An 18,025-nucleotide genomic window follows, 5' to 3' on the forward strand; every position below is an offset into this window, starting at 1 on the left:
AGCATGATAACAACGTTTGAGAGCCATGATATTTCAACAGCAGAGTTAATCTTAAAAGCGCGGGATATTGCTTTTACATCGCGATTATTGCCAGTGTCACTCACTCTGTATGCAGGGCAGATCACTCATGTTATTGGCCCTAATGGTAGCGGTAAAAGTACTATATTATCGATTTTATCAGGGCTATTTGATTATGAGGGTAGCATTCAATTACTCAATGATGATTTAACCGATTATGATCTACCATCTCTAGCACATGTGCGAAGTTATTTATCGCAACAAGATAAACCCAATTTTTCTATTCCTGTTTTTCAATATTTGTCGTTGGCTGTGTCAGCTTTACAGCATGTTGATAATCGACAATTACAAATTGCACTCGATGAGATTTGCTGTCGATTAAATATTCAAGATAAATTATCACGTAATATTCAACAACTTTCTGGTGGAGAATGGCAGCGAGTACGCCTTGCTGCTGCATGTTTACAGGTTTGGCCAAGTATTAATCCTCAAGCTAAATTGTTATTACTTGATGAACCGGCAGCGGCATTAGATATTGGTCAAGAAGCCACAATGTATCAATTGGTACGATATATTGCTCTGCAAGGTATTGCTGTGGTGATGGTTAATCATGATTTAAATCGAACTTTACGTGAAGCTGATAGTGTTGTGCTACTCGATCATGGTCGTTGTGTCGGTTATGGGCGTGTTGAAGAAGTGATGAATGTAAAACAATTACAAGCGGTGTTTAAAACCAGTATTCATCTTATAGATCATAATGGTATGCCGTGCTTAGTATTTGTTGATTAAATTGCAGCATCGAGAAGTATTGATATATCGATACAAAATGTAGAGATAAAAAAATACCTGCAAAAGAGCAGGTATTTATAATCAAATAGTTAATTATTGTTTGTTTTTTAAGTAAACAATTGTATTTGCTAAATCTTGTAAGCTTTTATGTGCGCTGGTATTAACTAAGTATTTACCGTTAACCAAAAATGCAGGTACTGATTCTAGTGCTGCGTTACGCACGATATCTTCAGATTGTTGGAACATTTTAAAAACTTCTTTTTGTTGAGCTTCTGTTAGCTCATAAGGGCTTTTTAAATTGTTATCGTGGAAGATTTTATCAATAGCAGTTTTACGTTGTTCTACGCTCATATCTTTTGGCGAGTCTTGAACAAAGGCAAATAATTGCTCAACCAATGCATGGCTTGGTTTATTGTCTGTTTGTACCATTGCAGCATAGAAAATGAACGCTGCTTTTTGTGCACTTTCATTAAAAATAACGTGGACTTGCTTAATATCGCTATTCGTTAGTTTTTTGATTTCAGGCAGAATGCTTTCCATCTTACGGCAGTGACCACAAGAAAGAGAAAAGATTTCCGTTACACCTTTCATTGCCGGCATTGGTGTCGGGATCACTGAATATTGGTCACCTTCTTGAGGTGTCTTTGAATCAGAACATCCAGATAGTGCAACGACAGTAAAGAGTAGAACAAAAAAAGCTTGATAAATACGTTTCATATTTCTGTACTTTTAAAAAAATTATGAGTCTATTATGTCGATAAAAGACAGTAAATGCATCGACAAAATGATAAAAATGAATAAAAAAATGTGCCAATTAATCCATTTGTGGCTAAATGTTAAACGTTTATTGTTGTTCTTCTATTATATATAAACACAGACTAAGATCTCCGTGTGTTACCTTTTAGAATAAGCTATTATTGGCGGCTTTTTTACCGCATATGAGTGTTAATCGATGTACATTGGATTTGATTATGGAACCGCAAATTGTTCGGTTGCAGTGATGGAAGACAGTAAACCTAAACTTTTACCGTTAGAGAATAATAATCAATATATTCCGTCGACCTTATGTGCGCCAACACGTGAATCAGTGTCAGAATACTTATACCGTTTTATGGGGATTAAACCATCAAATTCAATTGGTGAACAAGTTTTACGCCGTGCTATGGTATTGAATCGCGAAGAAGATATTGAAGTTGTTGCAGACGATTTGCAATTTGGCCAAGCTGCATTAGATCTTTATCTTAATGATCCTGAAGAAGTGTATTACGTTAAATCACCTAAATCTTTTTTAGGCGCAAATGGTTTACGTGATGGCCAAATTAGTTTTTTTGAAGACCTTGTTTGCGCAATGATGGTCAATATAAAGCGCACCGCAGAACAAAGTTTACAACAAGATATTGTCAGTACTGTTATTGGACGCCCAGTTAACTTTCAAGGTATTGGTGGTGATAGTGCTAACCAACAAGCTGAGGGGATTTTATCGCAAGCTGCGAAACGCGCTGGATTTAAAAATGTGTGTTTTCAGTTTGAACCTGTAGCAGCAGGGCTTGAATATGAGTCAACATTGACAGCAGATAAAACCGTATTAGTGGTCGATATTGGCGGTGGTACGACTGACTGTTCGCTAATTAATATGGGGCCTAGCTTTCGCCACCTTAGCGATCGAAGCGCAAGTCTATTAGCGCATAGTGGTCAACGTGTTGGTGGTAATGATCTTGATATTCATTTGGCATTTAAGCAATTAATGCCACAATTTGGTTTAGGTAGCAAAACTCTTCGTGGTATTGACATGCCGTTTAATCAGTTTTGGAATCCGATTGCGATTAATAACGTTGCTGCTCAAACTGAGTTTTATAGTGATGCAAATTTACGTGCATTAGAAAAACTTCGCCATGATGCTGCTGATCCACAATTATTGTCGCGACTTATTCATGTTTATCATGAAACACTTGGCTATCAAATTATTCGTCACGCAGAAGAAGCTAAAATTGCATTATCAAGTCACACTCATCACACTGTGAATATGGCATTAATGCAAGATTTGTTTGAAGTGGATATATCAGCACAGCAGTTAGCTGAAGCGATTGAAACACCAAAAGAAAAAATGCGTGATCTCGTTATTGAGGCGATGGCACAAAGCCAGGTTAAGCCAGATGCTATATTCATGACCGGTGGTACTGCACGTTCACCTATTTTACGTCAATGTATTGAACAACAATTACCAAATATTCCGATTGTGAGTGGTAGCTATTTTGGTTCTGTTACGGCAGGTTTAGCACGTTGGGGCGAGCGTTGTTTTGGCTAGCTGATCAATAATAGATAAATACGATGTCACCGTAAAATGCCTGCATGTCTGCGGGCATTTTTGTATTAAGATAATTTACGCAGGTTGAGGGGCATAAGCTGAACACCAGCCGTTGATATTAACGCTTTTCCCCGGAAAAATGGCACAGGGCTGCCATACACTATTACTGCCATCACGACGAATTAACAGGCAGTTTTTACAATTTTGGCTTTGGATGGTTGATTTATTAACATATTTAAGAGCTTTAGCCTGTGGGCTATTTTGCTTAAGCTGAGGCAGTTCAGCTGCAGTAACAGAGCGTATGAGTAATTTATTTCCCAGTGTTAAGCCAATAATGCCACCAGTAGTTAATTGTATAAAACGTCGTCGAGATGATTTCTTTATCATGATCCTTTCCTTATTCGTATATTGAATAATTATTTTATAACGACTCATATAAGTAGAAATAAGCGTTCCATGATCCTTAGTTGCATTAGTTATTTTATATATTTAAATAATAGTATATGGAGATAAAACAAACCAGAACTGGGGTTACTTTTATAGGGTAGGTAATGATAGTGGTTATCATTATCTTTTGGTTTTATTTTTATATTACTGTTCAATAAATACTAATGATATAAAAGTTAACATTTGAATGGTGTTTTAATGTGATAACTATCTGTTTATAAATAGATTAAAAAATTTATATTTACTGGTATTTAATATTTCATTTTCGGTGTCTTTATTTATTGTTTTATTTCAGTCTTAATGTAAGTAAATGCATAACTATAATTTTTAGCTGCTTTTTATTTTATATTCATTACTAATAAGACGGTATAGCATTATTATTCTTGTTATTTCACATTGGGGAGAAATAACATTAATTAATATACATGTTTGGATTAGTTTTATCGAAACCTTTCAAGGAAACACAACATGTCTGACGAGAACGTATTTAAACAGCCAAAACCGTTCTATTTGATATTTTCAATTGAGTTCTGGGAACGGTTTGGTTTCTATGGCATGCAAGCAATTTTTAACTGTTTATATGGTTAAAATTCTAGGTATGTCAGAAACAGCATCTTTTACTTTATTTGGTGCATTCTCTGCATTAGTTTATGGCTCTGTAGCTATAGGTGGTTGGGTAGGGGATAAAGTACTAGGAACAAAAAGAACCATCAAATTAGGCGCGATGGTGCTTGTTGTTGGTTATGCTTTATTAGGTTTATCAGCAACCAGTGGTTATGGTGGTTCAGATCTTATCTATATTGCAATGGGCTTTATTACCATGGGTAATGGTTTGTTTAAAGCGAACCCATCAAGCTTATTAGCAAAAGTATATGGCGAAAATGATCCTCGTTTAGATGGTGCATTTACTATGTACTACATGGCAATTAACTTAGGTTCATTTTTCTCAATGCTACTATCACCATGGATTGCAGAGAAATTTGGCTACGATATTGCCTTTGGTGTAAGTGCTGCAGGTCTTGTTATTACACTTGTCAATTTCTATATTAGTGGTCGTATTGTTAAAGGTATTGGCTCTAAACCAGACATGAAACCATTAAATAAGTTATATTTTTTAGGTGTTTTGGTTGGTGCAATTTTATTTAGTTTTGTAAGTGCTATTTTATTACAACATCTATTTTATGCACATGCTATTTTAGTCGTTGTTGGCTGTACAATTGTTGGACTGTATTTTAAAGAACTATTTTCAACGTCAGGTATTGAGCGGGCAAAAATGTTTGTTGCTTTTATCTTGATGCTGCAAGGCGTGGTATTTTTCGTGCTTTATTTCCAAATGCCAACCTCGCTTAATTTCTTTGCGATCCACAATATTTCACATGATTTATTTGGTATAAGTGTTGCGCCTGAACAATTTCAAGCACTAAATCCATTATGGATTATGATTGCGAGCCCTGTGCTAGCAATGGTTTATAACAAATATGGCGATCGTTTTTCAATGCCGTTCAAGTTTGCATTGGGGATGGTGTTATGTAGCTTGTCATTCTTAGTGCTGGTACTTGGTGCGCATTTTGCTAATAGTGACGGTATTGTAGATTCAAATTGGTTGATTCTTTCTTATGGCTTCCAATCAATCGGTGAGTTATTTGTATCAGGTCTTGGTTTAGCGATGGTCGCTCAACTAGTGCCACAACGAATGATGGGTTTTGCTATGGGTATGTGGTTCTTAACATCAGCAACAGCAGCCGTTGTGGCAGGCTGGGTTGCAACATTAACAGCAGCCCCTGCTAATGTTATTGAGCCTCACCAGACACTAATGTTATATAGCCATGTATTTGGTATTATTGGTTATTCTACTGCTGGTATTGCTATTTTTACTATGCTTATTGCACCAAAACTAACACGTGTTATGCGCGGTGAAGATACACCTGCAGAGGTAACAGCTGCATAATCATAATTATTGATTAAAGCTATATTGCTAAATAAAACGGATGCCAACGATCAATGTTGTTGGCATCCGTTTTTGTATCTGAATAATATGATGCAGAGCAGGAAGAGCAGGAAGAGCAGGAAGAGCAGGAAGAGCAGGAAGAGCAGGAAGAGCAGGAAGAGCAGGAAGAGCAGGAAGAGCAGGAAGAGCAGGAAGAGCAGGAAGAGCAGGAAGAGCAGGAAGAGCAGGAAGAGCAGGAAGAGCAGGAAGAGCAGTTGTTATCGCTGTTACGGTGGTAATAGAGGCTTATTTCGCAAATGATATTATACAAAAAAGCCTCAGTATCACTTCAAAAAGTTAAAGTGAATACTGAGGCTTTTTTATTGGTTGCTAACTACTGAGCTGAAATCGAGTTCTTATCTTGGTGTTGTAATTTTAAACATGCAAAGTATTGCTGAGTTTCAGCAATCACAACATGGCGTAGCATCACCAGACCGATAAGGTTTGGAATTGCCATTAAGCCATTAACAATGTCTGCAATTACCCAAATCATGTCTAGTTGCATGAATGCGCCACTAGCGATAAGAACGAGAAAGACGATCTTATAAGGCATGATTGCTTTAACACCAAATAAGTAAGTAATACAACGCTCGCCGTAGTAGTTCCAACCCAAAATAGTAGTAAAGGCAAAAAACATTAAGCCAACAGAAACCATTAATGGGCCGTAATAATCAGAATGTAAACCAGTAGCAAAGGCATGGGTTGTCATAGTTGCACCAGCAAAATCACCGGTCCATGCACCTGTAACAACAAGTGTTAAGCCTGTCATAGTACAAATAATGATGGTATCAAAGAATGTACCTGTCATTGAAACTAAGCCTTGGCGAACACATGAATTAGTTTGTGCAGCAGCAGCTGCAATAGGCGCACTACCTAAGCCTGATTCATTTGAGAATACACCACGAGCAATACCGGACTGAATAGCTAACATCATGCCAGCACCAACAAAACCACCAGTGGCAGCATGACCAGTAAAGGCTGATTGAATTACGGTTTCAATAGCAGCTGGTAATGCGTGAAAGTTGGTACCTAAAACAATCAAGCAAGCCATAATATAAAAGCCAGCCATTAGCGGTACTACAGTACTTGCTACTTTAGAAATTGATTGAATTCCACCTAATGTTACTGTCGCAACTAAGAGAGTAAGAATAACAACGGTAATTTCTTTTGGTGCACTAAATGAAATATGCGCTGCTTCAACAATGGCATTTGCTTGTGGAAAAGTACCAATACCAAAACAAGCAACACCAACAGCAAAAAGAGCAAATAATTTAGCCAGCCACTTACTACCAACGCCTTTTTCTAGGTAGTACATAGGACCACCAAGAATTTGACCATTAGCATCAACTTCTCTGTACTTTACGGCTAATAAACATTCAGCATATTTGGTTGCCATACCAAATAAAGCTGCCAGCCACATCCAAAAAAGAGCACCAGGGCCGCCGAGTTTAATCGCAGTTGCAACACCAACAATATTACCTGTACCAATTGTTGCAGATAACGCAGTACACAATGCAGCAAAGCTTGATACATCACCTTCACCAGTGCTATCTGGATCCTTTTTACCACCAAAAACATATTGTAATGCTAGTGGTAGGTAACGGATCTGAATAAAGCCAAGTCGAATTGTTAGATATAGACCAGTACCGACTAATAGAATTAATAGCGGTGGTCCCCAAACAAAGCTGTCTAATGTGCGTAGAAAATTAAAAATTGTGTCATGTAGTGGATTCATTATTCCTCCTTCAACGTACAAAGGAAGAGATATAGAACAACAGGTAAGTGTTAGTTACAGAATGGCTTCTTGTTGCTGCTCTTATCTCCTCTGTCCTTTTGCCTGAGAGTTTCACCGCAATATGCTACGGTTTGCTCCTTCGGCGCTCGATTTAACGAGTCTCTCCAGAGGCTCCTCCAATAACAGTCCATACCTATTGCATTTCTGCAATCTGGTGCCTGAAAGATTTACGAATGAAAATATGATGGGATCATATTGAGCTTCGCTTACTTCTTCGGCGGGCCGACGTGTATACCGTTATAGTATTCGTCAATGGCCGCTCTCCTGCTACCTTCATCGGAACTCATTTCGCCCGCAATGTTAGGGGATAAAAATGTGATTGTCAGCAAAAAAATGAAAAAAAAGACACTGACTAAATAAAATAAGCGTCAGTTGATAACAAAAGGAATATTCCGTATAAAAATAAACCAGCATAGACGGCAGTTATTATTATCGAATTATTCCTAATGATGATTATTTGGGCGCTGTTGCTTAAGGGGTTAAGGTGCTATCAAGCACTGAAATTAATTCGTCATTCACATCAGAGGTGATATCCCATCCAAACACGCCACCAAGACCATGCTTTTTCACATAATCTGCTTTTGCTTTGAGGGAACGTTTATCTTCAAAGCTAATATATTCTTTATTCTTTTGATTATAAAGCACTGCGGCTTCTGCAGCTTGATCATAGTAATAGCGATAACCTAATTTAGGGTTGTTAAGGAAGTATTTACTGATATCACTGTAGTTAAAATAGCCGGGATTTTGAATGTCAGAGCCTTTACGTAATCCACCTTTGCTATTTAGATTTTCAAGTTTATCGGCTGAGATTGTGTTTACACCTTGCCATCCTCGACCATAAAAAGGACTGCCGATAATGATTTTGTTTTTAGAAATTTTATTATCAATAAGTATGTTTACTTGGTTATCTACAGAAATATTATTAGGTGTGTTTGGAGTACTATATAAATTACTGTGATGGCCAACGATATGACTCCAGTTACCTAAGAAATCAAAATTCATCAAATAAATCTGGTCTAAGTATTGGTTAACATAAGACCAATTAATGCCAGGTAATGTTTTAGGACCTGCATTGATAGCTGCCGAAAGTTGGTATTTACGGTTGTTTTGTTGTTCTAATGTGTCTAATTTAAGACGTAATTCCTTAATTAACAGGCTGTAGGCTTCCCGTTCTAGTTTGGTATTAGTTTGACCTTTACCTGATAATCCATGACCGCCAGGGTATTCCCAATCAATTTGAATACCGTCAAAAAAATCATATTTTAAGATTAACTCAGCCGCCGTATTAATAAATGTTTGTCGATAAGTTGGATCAAGGGCAACGGTATGAAACGGCTCTGAAAGTGTCCACCCACCAAAGCTTGGTAGAATACTCAAATGAGGGTATTTATTCGATAATGCTTTTAATTGACCAAAATTACCTTGGTAACTAACGTTTGTTGCTGTCTCTCCTGGCAGTTTAATATGTAAAGCTGCATATTCATCTAAAATAATAGCTGTTCCTGTTGGTTTATTCACACATTGAGTAGCAATTATTTTTTTGATGTTATTCGGTGATGAATCAACAGGACCACAAACGGCAAGAAAGGCATAAATAAGATGAGTTAATTTATCTGCTGGGATCTTACTGGCAGGATAAGGATTATTAGGTGTATACACTTTCCAATCAGGGTAATAGGCGGCCACAACCGTAGGTTGGTCATGGTCTGCTGCATAGCTAAGGTCTATTTGAGAGACAAATCCGAAAGCTAAAAAGAAATATAATGAGAGAGTACGTGTTGCTACTAAAAAATGCTTCATTGTCGATCTGATTAATTTATAAATATTAATTATATTATTGACAGTATAGATAAAATTTATGTATTCGTTTGTTGTTTTTTTTTGAAATAACTCACAAAATTAGTAGGAGGCATCGATCAAAAAATTGGTCAATATTCGGTTTGAGTATTTTATTCGATTGTACTTATGAGGGCATTGTCGAGATTAAAAAACGATAAAATCTAATATTTAGAACAACAGCAAAAGTAATTCTCAATTATTTTATTAATACATGTAATTATCTTCTTATTTAAAGGTATAAATGAGTTGTTTATATTTAAGATGCGATGTTGGATAACGAAATGCGTTGTATACGTCTGGAGGTAATGTGATCTGGGTTAATTGTTGTTATAAAGAGAAATATACCAGTGTTAAAAATAATCTTATGAAATATCATAATGTGTTAGACGTATCACCTTATGAATTATTATTAACGATGACTGGATATGAATTGATTTTTATTGAAATCGAAAATTCACAATCTAATGGCTTTAAATTACTGAGAATTATTAAACAGCGTTATCCGATAGTAAAAGTTGTTATTGTTTATCATGATTTAGATTCTGAACTAGCAGTTGTTGCATTGCGCGCTGGTGCAGAAGATATTTTAGTGGCGAGTGCGAATAGGCAAAAAGTGGATACTTGTTTAAGCCGTTTACATACTCATAAAGAAGATATTGTGGTTGATAATAATATATCACAGCGAGAACGTTCAATATTACCAGCACTTTCAATTATTGATAACGATATTAGTGCGCCATTGCGTGAAGAAGAGCTTGCTAAAGCTTGCGATTTCTCTGCAACATATTTTTCTCGTTTATTTCACTCCACAATGGGGGTAACACTCAAACAGTATATTATTCAAAAACGGCTAGATTTAGCGTGTGGTTTGTTAAGTGCCGATCATGAAAAAATAGCCTCTGTTGCTACTTCGGCTGGATTTAAAGATGTCTCTTATTTTTCTCGAGTATTTAAAAAACATATTGGTTGCTCGCCAGGAAAATTTCGTTCTAATAACTATAAAGAAACAGACTAACAGTATGAGCATTTACAGGTTATAGCAGAGTTGTTTATAATTATCGAATATTTCCTTTGATGATTTGATTAATGACTACATTTCATGAATTACTAGGTACTAATGATAACTGTTCAAAAGCAGATATAAAGAAAAAGTATCGACAATTATCAGTTTCATTACATCCAGATAAAGGTGGGTCGCAAGTATTAATGAAGATGTTGAACCTAGCTTATCAACAAGTGATTCAAGGGAATGGTAATCAAAAATGCGCTGAAATACCGTTTGGAAGTGATGATAACGCTGATGTACCACAGCAAAACACAGCAGTGTTGAAGGAAAAAATACGAACACTGATTAAAGAAAAAGCACACTTACAGGCTTTGATTGAACAAAACCAGCAACAGCTTACTCATGCGTATAATGCAGGAGAAAATTGTGCTCGAGAAGCGTTAGTGTTATTGCAGACGACCAATAGTCGTCTAAATGAGCAATTACTGGTGTTACAACGTCAAATTGATTCAGATACAACGAGTGCTCACGGAGTTAACAAAGGCGTTAAAAGCCTGTATATTGTTATTATCGCAAGCTTAATTATTATTGTAGCCTTGATTGTATGGTTTATTTGGCATTATAAAACTCAGCATTTACAGCCTCAGTCTTTACCTTCAATACCGGTTACAACTCCCGTCAGCGTTGTTAGTGTGACACCGTCACAGTCTACAGTAATAGAACATACTGAAACTGAAAATAACGTTGAGAGAATAATGCTGACAGATACTGTTGGCCTGTGGCAACAACGTTATTATGAAGGTACTCGTCAACCTTATATTGCAGTTCGCAGCGCTAATGGTTCTTATATTGTTAAAGATTGCCAAGGGACTTTTAGTTATTATTCTCATCATTCAGCACGTGTTGCTGCGAATTTAATTTATAGTACTAATGATCATCAGTTTGCAGTGTACCGAATACCTTATGGTAATGGTTCAACAGATCAGCAATGGCTTAATAGCAAAAGCGTAAGTATTAATAACAATATTTTTAGTAATAATGGGTATAAATCAAGTTCATTAGCATTAGCGTCAGTATGTCGTAATAGCGTGCCATTTTAATAAATAAAAATCGTCGAGAGTAATAAAATGTACGTTAAAGCAGAATAAGAGTAAGGAGAATGCAATGGATTTATCTTCATATCAAGGAATTATTTTTGATATGGATGGCACATTAGTTTTATTGAGATAATAAAAAATGTAAAGAGTATGGCAACAAACATGTGCTGATTTTGAACTGCCGTTTGAGCGTGATTGGTTTTATTCAATGGGCGGATCACCGACGATTAATACCGCCATCGGATTATTAAAAAAATACCATATAGATGCAGATCCACAGCTTCTAGTGGCGAGTAAGTTACGTTATTTTGATGATATAAAACATAAAGGCGATATTATTCCTACGACCTTTACTTTATTACAGCAACAAAAAGCGTTAAATAAACGTATTGCAATCGGTACCGGATGTTATCGACACCATGCTCTAGAAATACTTGCTACTTTAGGCATTTTACCGCTGGTGGATATTGTCGTAACGGCTAATGATGTTAAGCGACATAAACCATTCCCTGATACCTTTTTACAAGCAGCGAATCTATTAAATCTACCGTCTTCAGCTTGTGTCGTATTTGAAGATACTGAATTAGGTTACCAAGCCGCACATGCTGCAAGTATGGATTGTTATTTGGTTGAGAATGGAATGATAACCGAATTGAGATCCTTTAAACGATAAGGTTTGGACATTGTAAAAAATACGCTATTCTTGACGCGTTTTTTTACTTACTAGTGATGTCATTATGACTAACCATTCGTCACGCAAGCAATCTCAGCATCAACTTTCTGAAACTCGATTTTGGATTCAACGATTAACCAAAACGGCTATTCGAGCGCTCCATATATTAGGTGTCGCTATATCTAGTGGGGGCTTTATTTTTCATCTTGAGAAAGGGTTATGGCTTAATTGGTGGCTATTAGCGTTGTTTAGCGGTTTGCTGATGATGGTACAAGAAATCTATCGTTCAAAGCTATGGTTAATCCAATTAAAAGGCGTATTAACGTTTATAAAGTTAGGGTTATTGACTTCAATTGTTGTCATTCCACAGCTACAACCGCATCTTTATATTGGCGTGTTATTACTGTCAGTCTTTATTGCGCATGGTCCCGCTGGGCTAAGGCATTACTCAATCTGGCATCGACGTGTTCTTCATGAGCCAAAAGGCACGAATAAAAAAACATCAATGGGTAATACTACAGCCGTTAGTGGGTTTTGCTACTAACGGCTTTTTATTACTTAAGAGCCAGCAAAAAAGCATTACTGTTAGTACACTTACTGAGGTGGAACTACATAAAGGCATTTAAATGGTTAAATATGGAGCGTTGTGTTTATTATTTGCAATTATATTGGGTGGTGTCGTTATGGTGGTAGATCGAATCCATAATGATCATTTACTAAAGCAAACAAAAGACTCGGTTTATTTAGATAGTGATAAAGAACGTGTGGATTTTGTGGCTGAAATTGTTCGTAAAGATATTCTCAAGCCCGATCAAGTTTTCCCCGAGGTTGAAAATGGATTACCACCATACCGTTATGGCTATGCCGATTTAAATAATGACGGTAGTGATGAAGTGTTTATCATTATGCAAATAGATGATTTTTGCACTAAAAATGGCTGTGAAGGGTATCTTTTTAGTCATACTCAGAAAAAATTGGCGAGTTGGAAAAATATTTATCGGCCTATTTTAATTGCTGATGAGTCTCATAATGGTTGGCGTGATATCTTGATAGCTAGTGAAAATAAGATGCATCGTATTGAGTATATTGCAGGTGCTTACCAAACAGACTTAGCGAAAGCCCCTGAGTTTAATAATCGTCAGCAAGCACTAATTGCAGTGGGGTTAGCGCTTGATAGTAAATATTATCGTGATGGGGGGAGTAATCTAGCGCTTAATTATTCTCAACCAATATTTGACTGCCAACAATGTTTTTTATTTAGTTTTAATCGTTACAGTGAATCAGACAATGACTATTATTTATCGGTTAATAGTAAAGATAAAACAGTTGCCACTTACCCGTAAATTTGTACCAAAACGTTTCAATTTGTAATGTTTTAATTCTTTGTTTTTAAAGTAGTTATGATTTTTATTTGTTATTGTCAGATTAGTGTTTTTTGTGATGATAGTGATTGCTTTCTTGGTATATTCCAGTATATAAACTTCCTTATAGATACAATAATAAAATATTATGGATGTTTTTTGTGGCCAATAAAAAGTTAATCGTATTAGCAATATCATCGGCATTAATGATGGGCTGTAATAGCGGTAGTGATTCAAGTGAGCCTGTAGCACCACCACCCGTGGTTGATCCTGAGATAACACCACCAGTTGATCCTGAAATACCCGATATTTTACCGCCAGTCGATCCCGTTATTCCTCCAGCTGTAGGTGTATTTTCCCTTAATGGTGACATGAATTTTGGTGCTAGTGTTTATTGTAATGGTTCACCTGCTACTGATTTTATTATCGAAGATGGTGATACTGTCGACTGCTCATTTGAGAGCATCAAATTAGCAACGTTTACTGCGGTAAAATTACAAGCGACTAAGTCAGGAACAAAAGAAAGAATCAAGCAATTAATACTTACTGAGTCTGACCGATTTGTGATGTTTACTGATGATGAACGTATTAATGCAATTGCTAATACACAAGCATTATTAAATAAAATGGCTGTTGAAAGCGGTAAGGTTTTTGATTTTAAATTATCATCTATTGATCAATTACGATTTGATAATTTCTATAATTCTGATGACATATTGCTGCCTACTGCTGAATTTAATGCATTGATTAGCGATAAATTAGAAGAAAGTACAGAAACTGATAGTAAACCATCAACCCATGAACCCGAATCTCAGCCAGCAGTAACGGAAGGAGCCGGTGACTTAAATAGTAGTTTTGTAAGTGCAAATGCTGAGCAAAATTTAACTTACCAGCCAACTAAAGTAATTTTAACGGAAGGCTTTTTACGTGATTTAGATGGTCAGCCTATTGTAGGTGTTGATTATTACAGTCCATCAGGGCGTGGGCAAACTGATGCTGAAGGTAAATTTAGCTTTAGCTGGGGCGAAAGTGTTGCTTTTGGTATTGATACCTTTGAGCTAGGTGAACTTAAAGCCAATAAAACCCAATTTACGGTGACAGATTTAGCCGAAGGGCATGCTGGTCGTAATATTGCTCGCTTATTACAACGTTATTCTGACGCTACTGATCATATTCAGATTTCCGAACGTGTTCATAATGTATTTGCTCAGTACCCTAATGTGATTAATGAAGTATTAAATATAGGGCTGTCTGAATCCGTACAATTAGATAATGGTACTGGTCAGGAAGAACTTGTTACTGGTGAATTTGAGAAGCAATTTGAATCAGGTTTAGCGCAGCAGATTGATATGTTAATTTGTGGCGATGCTTGCCAAGCAAATATAGCGTTTTCACCATTGTCACTTACGCGTACCGCAGCAGTAGATAAGAATATCCAACACGATATTAATAAGCTTTGGGGTGCAAGTTCTGATGCGGTGAATAATGGCTGGAAACCTGTCACTAAATTCCATGTGTTTACCGATGAAATGTGGTTCTATGGCAGTTCTGGTAGTGCTCGTGGTCAAAGTGCAATTAATATTTCCAATCGTGCTTTTCCTATTTTAATGGCACGTAATGATAATAACTATTGGATTAAGTTTGGTGATAAAAAAGCATGGGATGAAAAAAGCCTAGCTTATATTACTGAAGCACCATCAACGGTCGTTCCTGAAAATGTGACAGCTAATACAGCAACCTTTAACTTACCATTTATTAGCATCGGTGAATTAGGTACAGGCAAAGTTATGATGGTTGGTAATAATCGCTATAACAGTATTCTAGTGTGTCCTGATAGTTATAGTTGGAATGACGGTGTTGATAACAATGGCGTGTGTTGGCAACGTAAAGATCGTGCTAATGATAGTGAAGATATGGGAAATTTCTTTGCAAATACTTTCCGCTATTTATTAGGTGATGGTTATATAAATACTGCGGCACCGATTACGGTTGGCACCAATATATCACATGTTTATTTTCGTCAAGCAGGGCATCAACAGATCGGCCGCTCGGCAGAGTTTAAAGTAGATAAGCGCTTTAATCTAAATATAGAGCAAGTTACCGATTTCAGTTCCGTTGATCCTGAGATAATGCCATTGGTGATTTTAAACGGTTATGAGTTCTCAACTATTACGGGCATTTATACAGTACCAACTGTTGCGGATATTAATAAGCCTAAACTAACCGAACAAGATGTTTCTGGATTGCTTAGTTATGTTGAGCGTGGCGGTAATATTTTGATCATGGAAAGTATTGCTTCGCAACCAAAAGATGAGTTTGCGCGTTTATTAGATGGCGCTGGTTTAGCGTTGAATGGACATTCAGTTATAGCTAATGGCCCAAGTTTTGGTTATCCCGATCGTGTGCGTGCACAACGTGAACATGGTTTTTGGGTTATTGAACGTTATGAGTCAGCAAAAGATGAAGTTAGTGGCGAGATAAAGCCACCATATACGATTAAAGATGGCATTATTATTTGGGATTTCATTACGAATAATAAACCCGATGATAAACCAACATTAGCCGTTGCTAAGAAAGTTATCACTAATGATAAAGGTGATAACGAAACTGTGGTTGCGTTTATTGATACATATAACAAAAAATCGTCAGAGATTGAGGCTGAAAAACAAAAATTATTAGCCATCTTTAGCGATGGAGAGTTTGGTTATCAAGAATGTCGTCTGAGTGATTATCACTATGAAGTGAATTGTTTAGAGTATCGACCAGGAACAGGTATTGCGACTGATGGTGGTATGCATACTCCGCGTTACCAAGAATTAGATCTTAATGAAACCACAGCGAAAGCGATGGTAAAAGCTGCTGATCTTGGTACTAATATTGAACGTTTATATCAGCATGAATTGTACTTCCGCACTAAAGGTCATCAAGGTGAGCGCTTAAATAGTGTCGATCTAAATCGTATTTATCAAAATATGACAGTATGGTTATGGAATGATCTTGATTACCGTTATGAATCAGGCGTTAATAAAGATGAACTAGGCTTTAAACGTTTTACTGAATTTCTAAATTGTTACGGTGATAAAGCGCCAGATCAAACAGTTTGTAGTCCTGAACTGGCTCAAAGCCTTGTTGATAACAATATGGTTTATGGTACGAATAACGGTGTAAATGCCAAATACCAAGGATGGATGAACCCAAGTTACCCATTGAACTATATGGAAAAACCATTAACACGCTTAATGCTTGGTCGTTCATATTTTGATTTAGATATTAAGGCGGATATTCGTCAATATCCGGGTGAGGCTAAAGGTTCATCATCAGCCAGTGTCGGGGTTGATTTATCGAATAATACTGTTGCATGGTATGCAGGTAATCGTCAATCAACTGGTCAATGGGCTGTAGCACATCAGCCATTTACTGTTTCTGTTTCTGGTAATCATAATCCAGTGACAATCACAGTGGCTTTAGCTGACGATCTAACTGGTCGTGAAAAGCATGAGTTGGGTTTACTACGCCCACCACGTGTCTCTAAATCATTCACATTATTAGCTGGTGGTAGTGAAACATTTACCGCGCCGTATGGTGGCTTGATTTATGTATCAGGTAGTGAAACAGGAAATGTAACTGTTAATCTAGATGGAACAGTTGCCGCGCCATGGTACAAAAATAATGCTTGGGTAAATCCTCAAAATTCAGTAGCTCCAATTGGTGAAATTGAATCGAATAGCTTTATTTATACGGCGGCTGCAAAGAATCTTCAAGCCAGCAATTATGGCGGTAGTCCACAGCAATTTACGCAAGAGTTAGATGTTTTTGCTGAAGATCTAAATGATTTTTATGCGCGAGATGAAATTAATGGTGAAGGGACAGGACGCCATAAAAAAGTAACAGATACGACACTGCCTAATAATAAACATCATGTAGTTAATGATGTTGCTATCTCTATTGGTGCCGCACACTCAGGTTATCCTGTTATGAACATCAGCTTTGATACTAATAGTAGTGATATTAAAATGTCACCATTAAATAGCTGGTTGTTATGGCATGAAGTTGGCCATAACGCAGCTGAAGCACCCTTTAACGTTGAAGGCTCTACAGAGGTTGTAAACAATATTCTGGCTCTTTATATACAGGATAAACATCTAGGTAAAATGGCTCGAGTTGAGCAAGATATTCGTATGGCTCCAGCTTTCGTTAACTTAGAGGCACCTTATGCTTGGGCCAGTGGTGGTAATGGTGAGCGACTTGTGATGTTTGCTCAATTGAAAGAGTGGGCTGAAACTGAATTCGATATTACTAATGTCGTGAGAGGAGAGTTACCAAGCTATTATGTTACTGATGTTGATGGTATGAAGGGATGGAATTTATTTAAACTAATGCACCGCTTAACGCGTGGTGATTTAGAAGACAATATGCAATTACCGTCACCTAATGCTTGTCAATCGACATCAGGTTTGAGTAAAGGTGATCAATTAATGGTGTGTGCATCTTATGCTGCACAAACTGATCTAAGTGGTTTCTTTAATGCTTGGTCCCCAGGTTCAAAAGCTTATGTGATCCCTGGTGTAACAGAGCCTTCTTATGAAGGTGGTGTTACGGATGCAGGACGTGCGGCAGTAAAAGCGCTAAAACTTGATGCGCCACAGCGTGATCCGTTAAAAATTAACTCAATAACAGTACGTAAAATGAACTAAATAGCATACGTTGT

12 protein-coding genes, 1 pseudogene and 2 riboswitches are annotated in these 18,025 nt (G+C 36.9%); of the genes and pseudogenes, 9 read left to right on the top strand and 4 right to left on the bottom strand.

All coding sequences use genetic code 11. From position 1 onward, the window contains the following. Positions 1-3 precede the first annotated feature (3 nt). Complete coding sequence (gene btuD / locus BTN98_RS04285) at positions 4-807, top strand: vitamin B12 ABC transporter ATP-binding protein BtuD (RefSeq protein WP_082732080.1); 804 nt, start codon at positions 4-6, stop codon at positions 805-807. Positions 808-900: 93 nt separating this feature from the next. Here btuD and BTN98_RS04290 read toward each other — a convergent pair whose 3' ends face one another. Then, positions 901-1,524 (bottom strand): thiol:disulfide interchange protein DsbA/DsbL, encoded by a 624-nt coding sequence (locus BTN98_RS04290; protein ID WP_060996455.1) that lies wholly within the window; start codon positions 1,522-1,524, stop codon positions 901-903. Positions 1,525-1,759: 235 nt separating this feature from the next. Between BTN98_RS04290 and yegD the strand changes: the two genes are divergently transcribed. After that, on the top strand, positions 1,760-3,112 hold the full coding sequence (gene yegD / locus BTN98_RS04295; protein ID WP_060996454.1) for a molecular chaperone: 1,353 nt from the start codon (positions 1,760-1,762) through the stop codon (positions 3,110-3,112). Positions 3,113-3,187: 75 nt separating this feature from the next. Here yegD and BTN98_RS04300 read toward each other — a convergent pair whose 3' ends face one another. Further along, positions 3,188-3,499 (bottom strand): high-potential iron-sulfur protein, encoded by a 312-nt coding sequence (locus BTN98_RS04300; RefSeq protein WP_060996453.1) that lies wholly within the window; start codon positions 3,497-3,499, stop codon positions 3,188-3,190. 528 nt (positions 3,500-4,027) lie between these two features. Between BTN98_RS04300 and dtpA the strand changes: the two are divergent. Further along, positions 4,028-5,507 (top strand): annotated as a pseudogene (dtpA, locus tag BTN98_RS04305) (dipeptide/tripeptide permease DtpA). 373 nt (positions 5,508-5,880) lie between these two features. Here dtpA and BTN98_RS04315 read toward each other — a convergent pair. Then, entirely contained in the window at positions 5,881-7,281 is a 1,401-nt protein-coding gene (locus BTN98_RS04315) for an alanine/glycine:cation symporter family protein (RefSeq protein ID WP_060996451.1), read from the bottom strand. Between the two features lie 80 nt (positions 7,282-7,361). Next, a riboswitch (glycine riboswitch) is annotated at positions 7,362-7,459 on the bottom strand. Between the two features lie 19 nt (positions 7,460-7,478). Then, a riboswitch (glycine riboswitch) is annotated at positions 7,479-7,618 on the bottom strand. A 194-nt stretch (positions 7,619-7,812) separates the two neighbouring features. Beyond that, positions 7,813-9,141: a glycoside hydrolase family 18 protein gene (locus tag BTN98_RS04320; protein ID WP_082732079.1), complete on the bottom strand. Its 1,329-nt coding sequence runs from the start codon at positions 9,139-9,141 to the stop codon at positions 7,813-7,815. Positions 9,142-9,544: 403 nt separating this feature from the next. Here BTN98_RS04320 and BTN98_RS04325 point away from each other — a divergent pair, with 403 nt between their 5' ends. The 6 genes from BTN98_RS04325 to BTN98_RS04350 all read left to right on the top strand — a co-directional run bounded on the left by BTN98_RS04325 (position 9,545) and on the right by BTN98_RS04350 (position 18,011). Beyond that, positions 9,545-10,195, top strand: coding sequence for a helix-turn-helix transcriptional regulator (locus tag BTN98_RS04325; protein WP_231730605.1), 651 nt, complete (start codon positions 9,545-9,547; stop codon positions 10,193-10,195). Between the two features lie 71 nt (positions 10,196-10,266). Next, positions 10,267-11,286 carry a J domain-containing protein gene (locus tag BTN98_RS04330; RefSeq protein ID WP_060996448.1) on the top strand — a complete coding sequence of 340 codons (1,020 nt, stop codon included), beginning with the start codon at positions 10,267-10,269 and terminating at the stop codon, positions 11,284-11,286. 175 nt (positions 11,287-11,461) lie between these two features. After that, on the top strand, positions 11,462-11,956 hold the full coding sequence (locus BTN98_RS04335; RefSeq protein WP_477646135.1) for an HAD family hydrolase: 495 nt from the start codon (positions 11,462-11,464) through the stop codon (positions 11,954-11,956). Positions 11,957-12,020: 64 nt separating this feature from the next. Further along, entirely contained in the window at positions 12,021-12,500 is a 480-nt protein-coding gene (locus BTN98_RS04340; RefSeq protein ID WP_105029948.1) for a hypothetical protein, read from the top strand. Positions 12,501-12,582: 82 nt separating this feature from the next. After that, positions 12,583-13,299, top strand: coding sequence for a hypothetical protein (locus BTN98_RS04345; protein ID WP_060996446.1), 717 nt, complete (start codon positions 12,583-12,585; stop codon positions 13,297-13,299). A 179-nt stretch (positions 13,300-13,478) separates the two neighbouring features. Next, positions 13,479-18,011 carry an SslE/AcfD family lipoprotein zinc metalloprotease gene (locus BTN98_RS04350; protein WP_328585750.1) on the top strand — a complete coding sequence of 1,511 codons (4,533 nt, stop codon included), beginning with the start codon at positions 13,479-13,481 and terminating at the stop codon, positions 18,009-18,011. Positions 18,012-18,025 lie beyond the last annotated feature (14 nt).

The organism is Photobacterium aquimaris (assembly GCF_002954455.1).
GTDB classification, from domain to species: Bacteria; Pseudomonadota; Gammaproteobacteria; order Enterobacterales; family Vibrionaceae; genus Photobacterium; species Photobacterium aquimaris.

Coding starts and splice junctions, on each gene's coding strand:
- BTN98_RS04330 (WP_060996448.1), top strand. CDS start 10,267: ATGACTACATTTCATGAATTACTAGGTACTAATGATAACTGTTCAAAA.
- BTN98_RS04290 (WP_060996455.1), bottom strand. CDS start 1,524: ATGAAACGTATTTATCAAGCTTTTTTTGTTCTACTCTTTACTGTCGTT.
- BTN98_RS04315 (WP_060996451.1), bottom strand. CDS start 7,281: ATGAATCCACTACATGACACAATTTTTAATTTTCTACGCACATTAGAC.
- BTN98_RS04300 (WP_060996453.1), bottom strand. CDS start 3,499: ATGATAAAGAAATCATCTCGACGACGTTTTATACAATTAACTACTGGT.
- BTN98_RS04325 (WP_231730605.1), top strand. CDS start 9,545: ATGAAATATCATAATGTGTTAGACGTATCACCTTATGAATTATTATTA.
- btuD (WP_082732080.1), top strand. CDS start 4: ATGATAACAACGTTTGAGAGCCATGATATTTCAACAGCAGAGTTAATC.
- yegD (WP_060996454.1), top strand. CDS start 1,760: ATGTACATTGGATTTGATTATGGAACCGCAAATTGTTCGGTTGCAGTG.
- BTN98_RS04320 (WP_082732079.1), bottom strand. CDS start 9,141: ATGAAGCATTTTTTAGTAGCAACACGTACTCTCTCATTATATTTCTTT.
- BTN98_RS04340 (WP_105029948.1), top strand. CDS start 12,021: ATGACTAACCATTCGTCACGCAAGCAATCTCAGCATCAACTTTCTGAA.
- BTN98_RS04345 (WP_060996446.1), top strand. CDS start 12,583: ATGGTTAAATATGGAGCGTTGTGTTTATTATTTGCAATTATATTGGGT.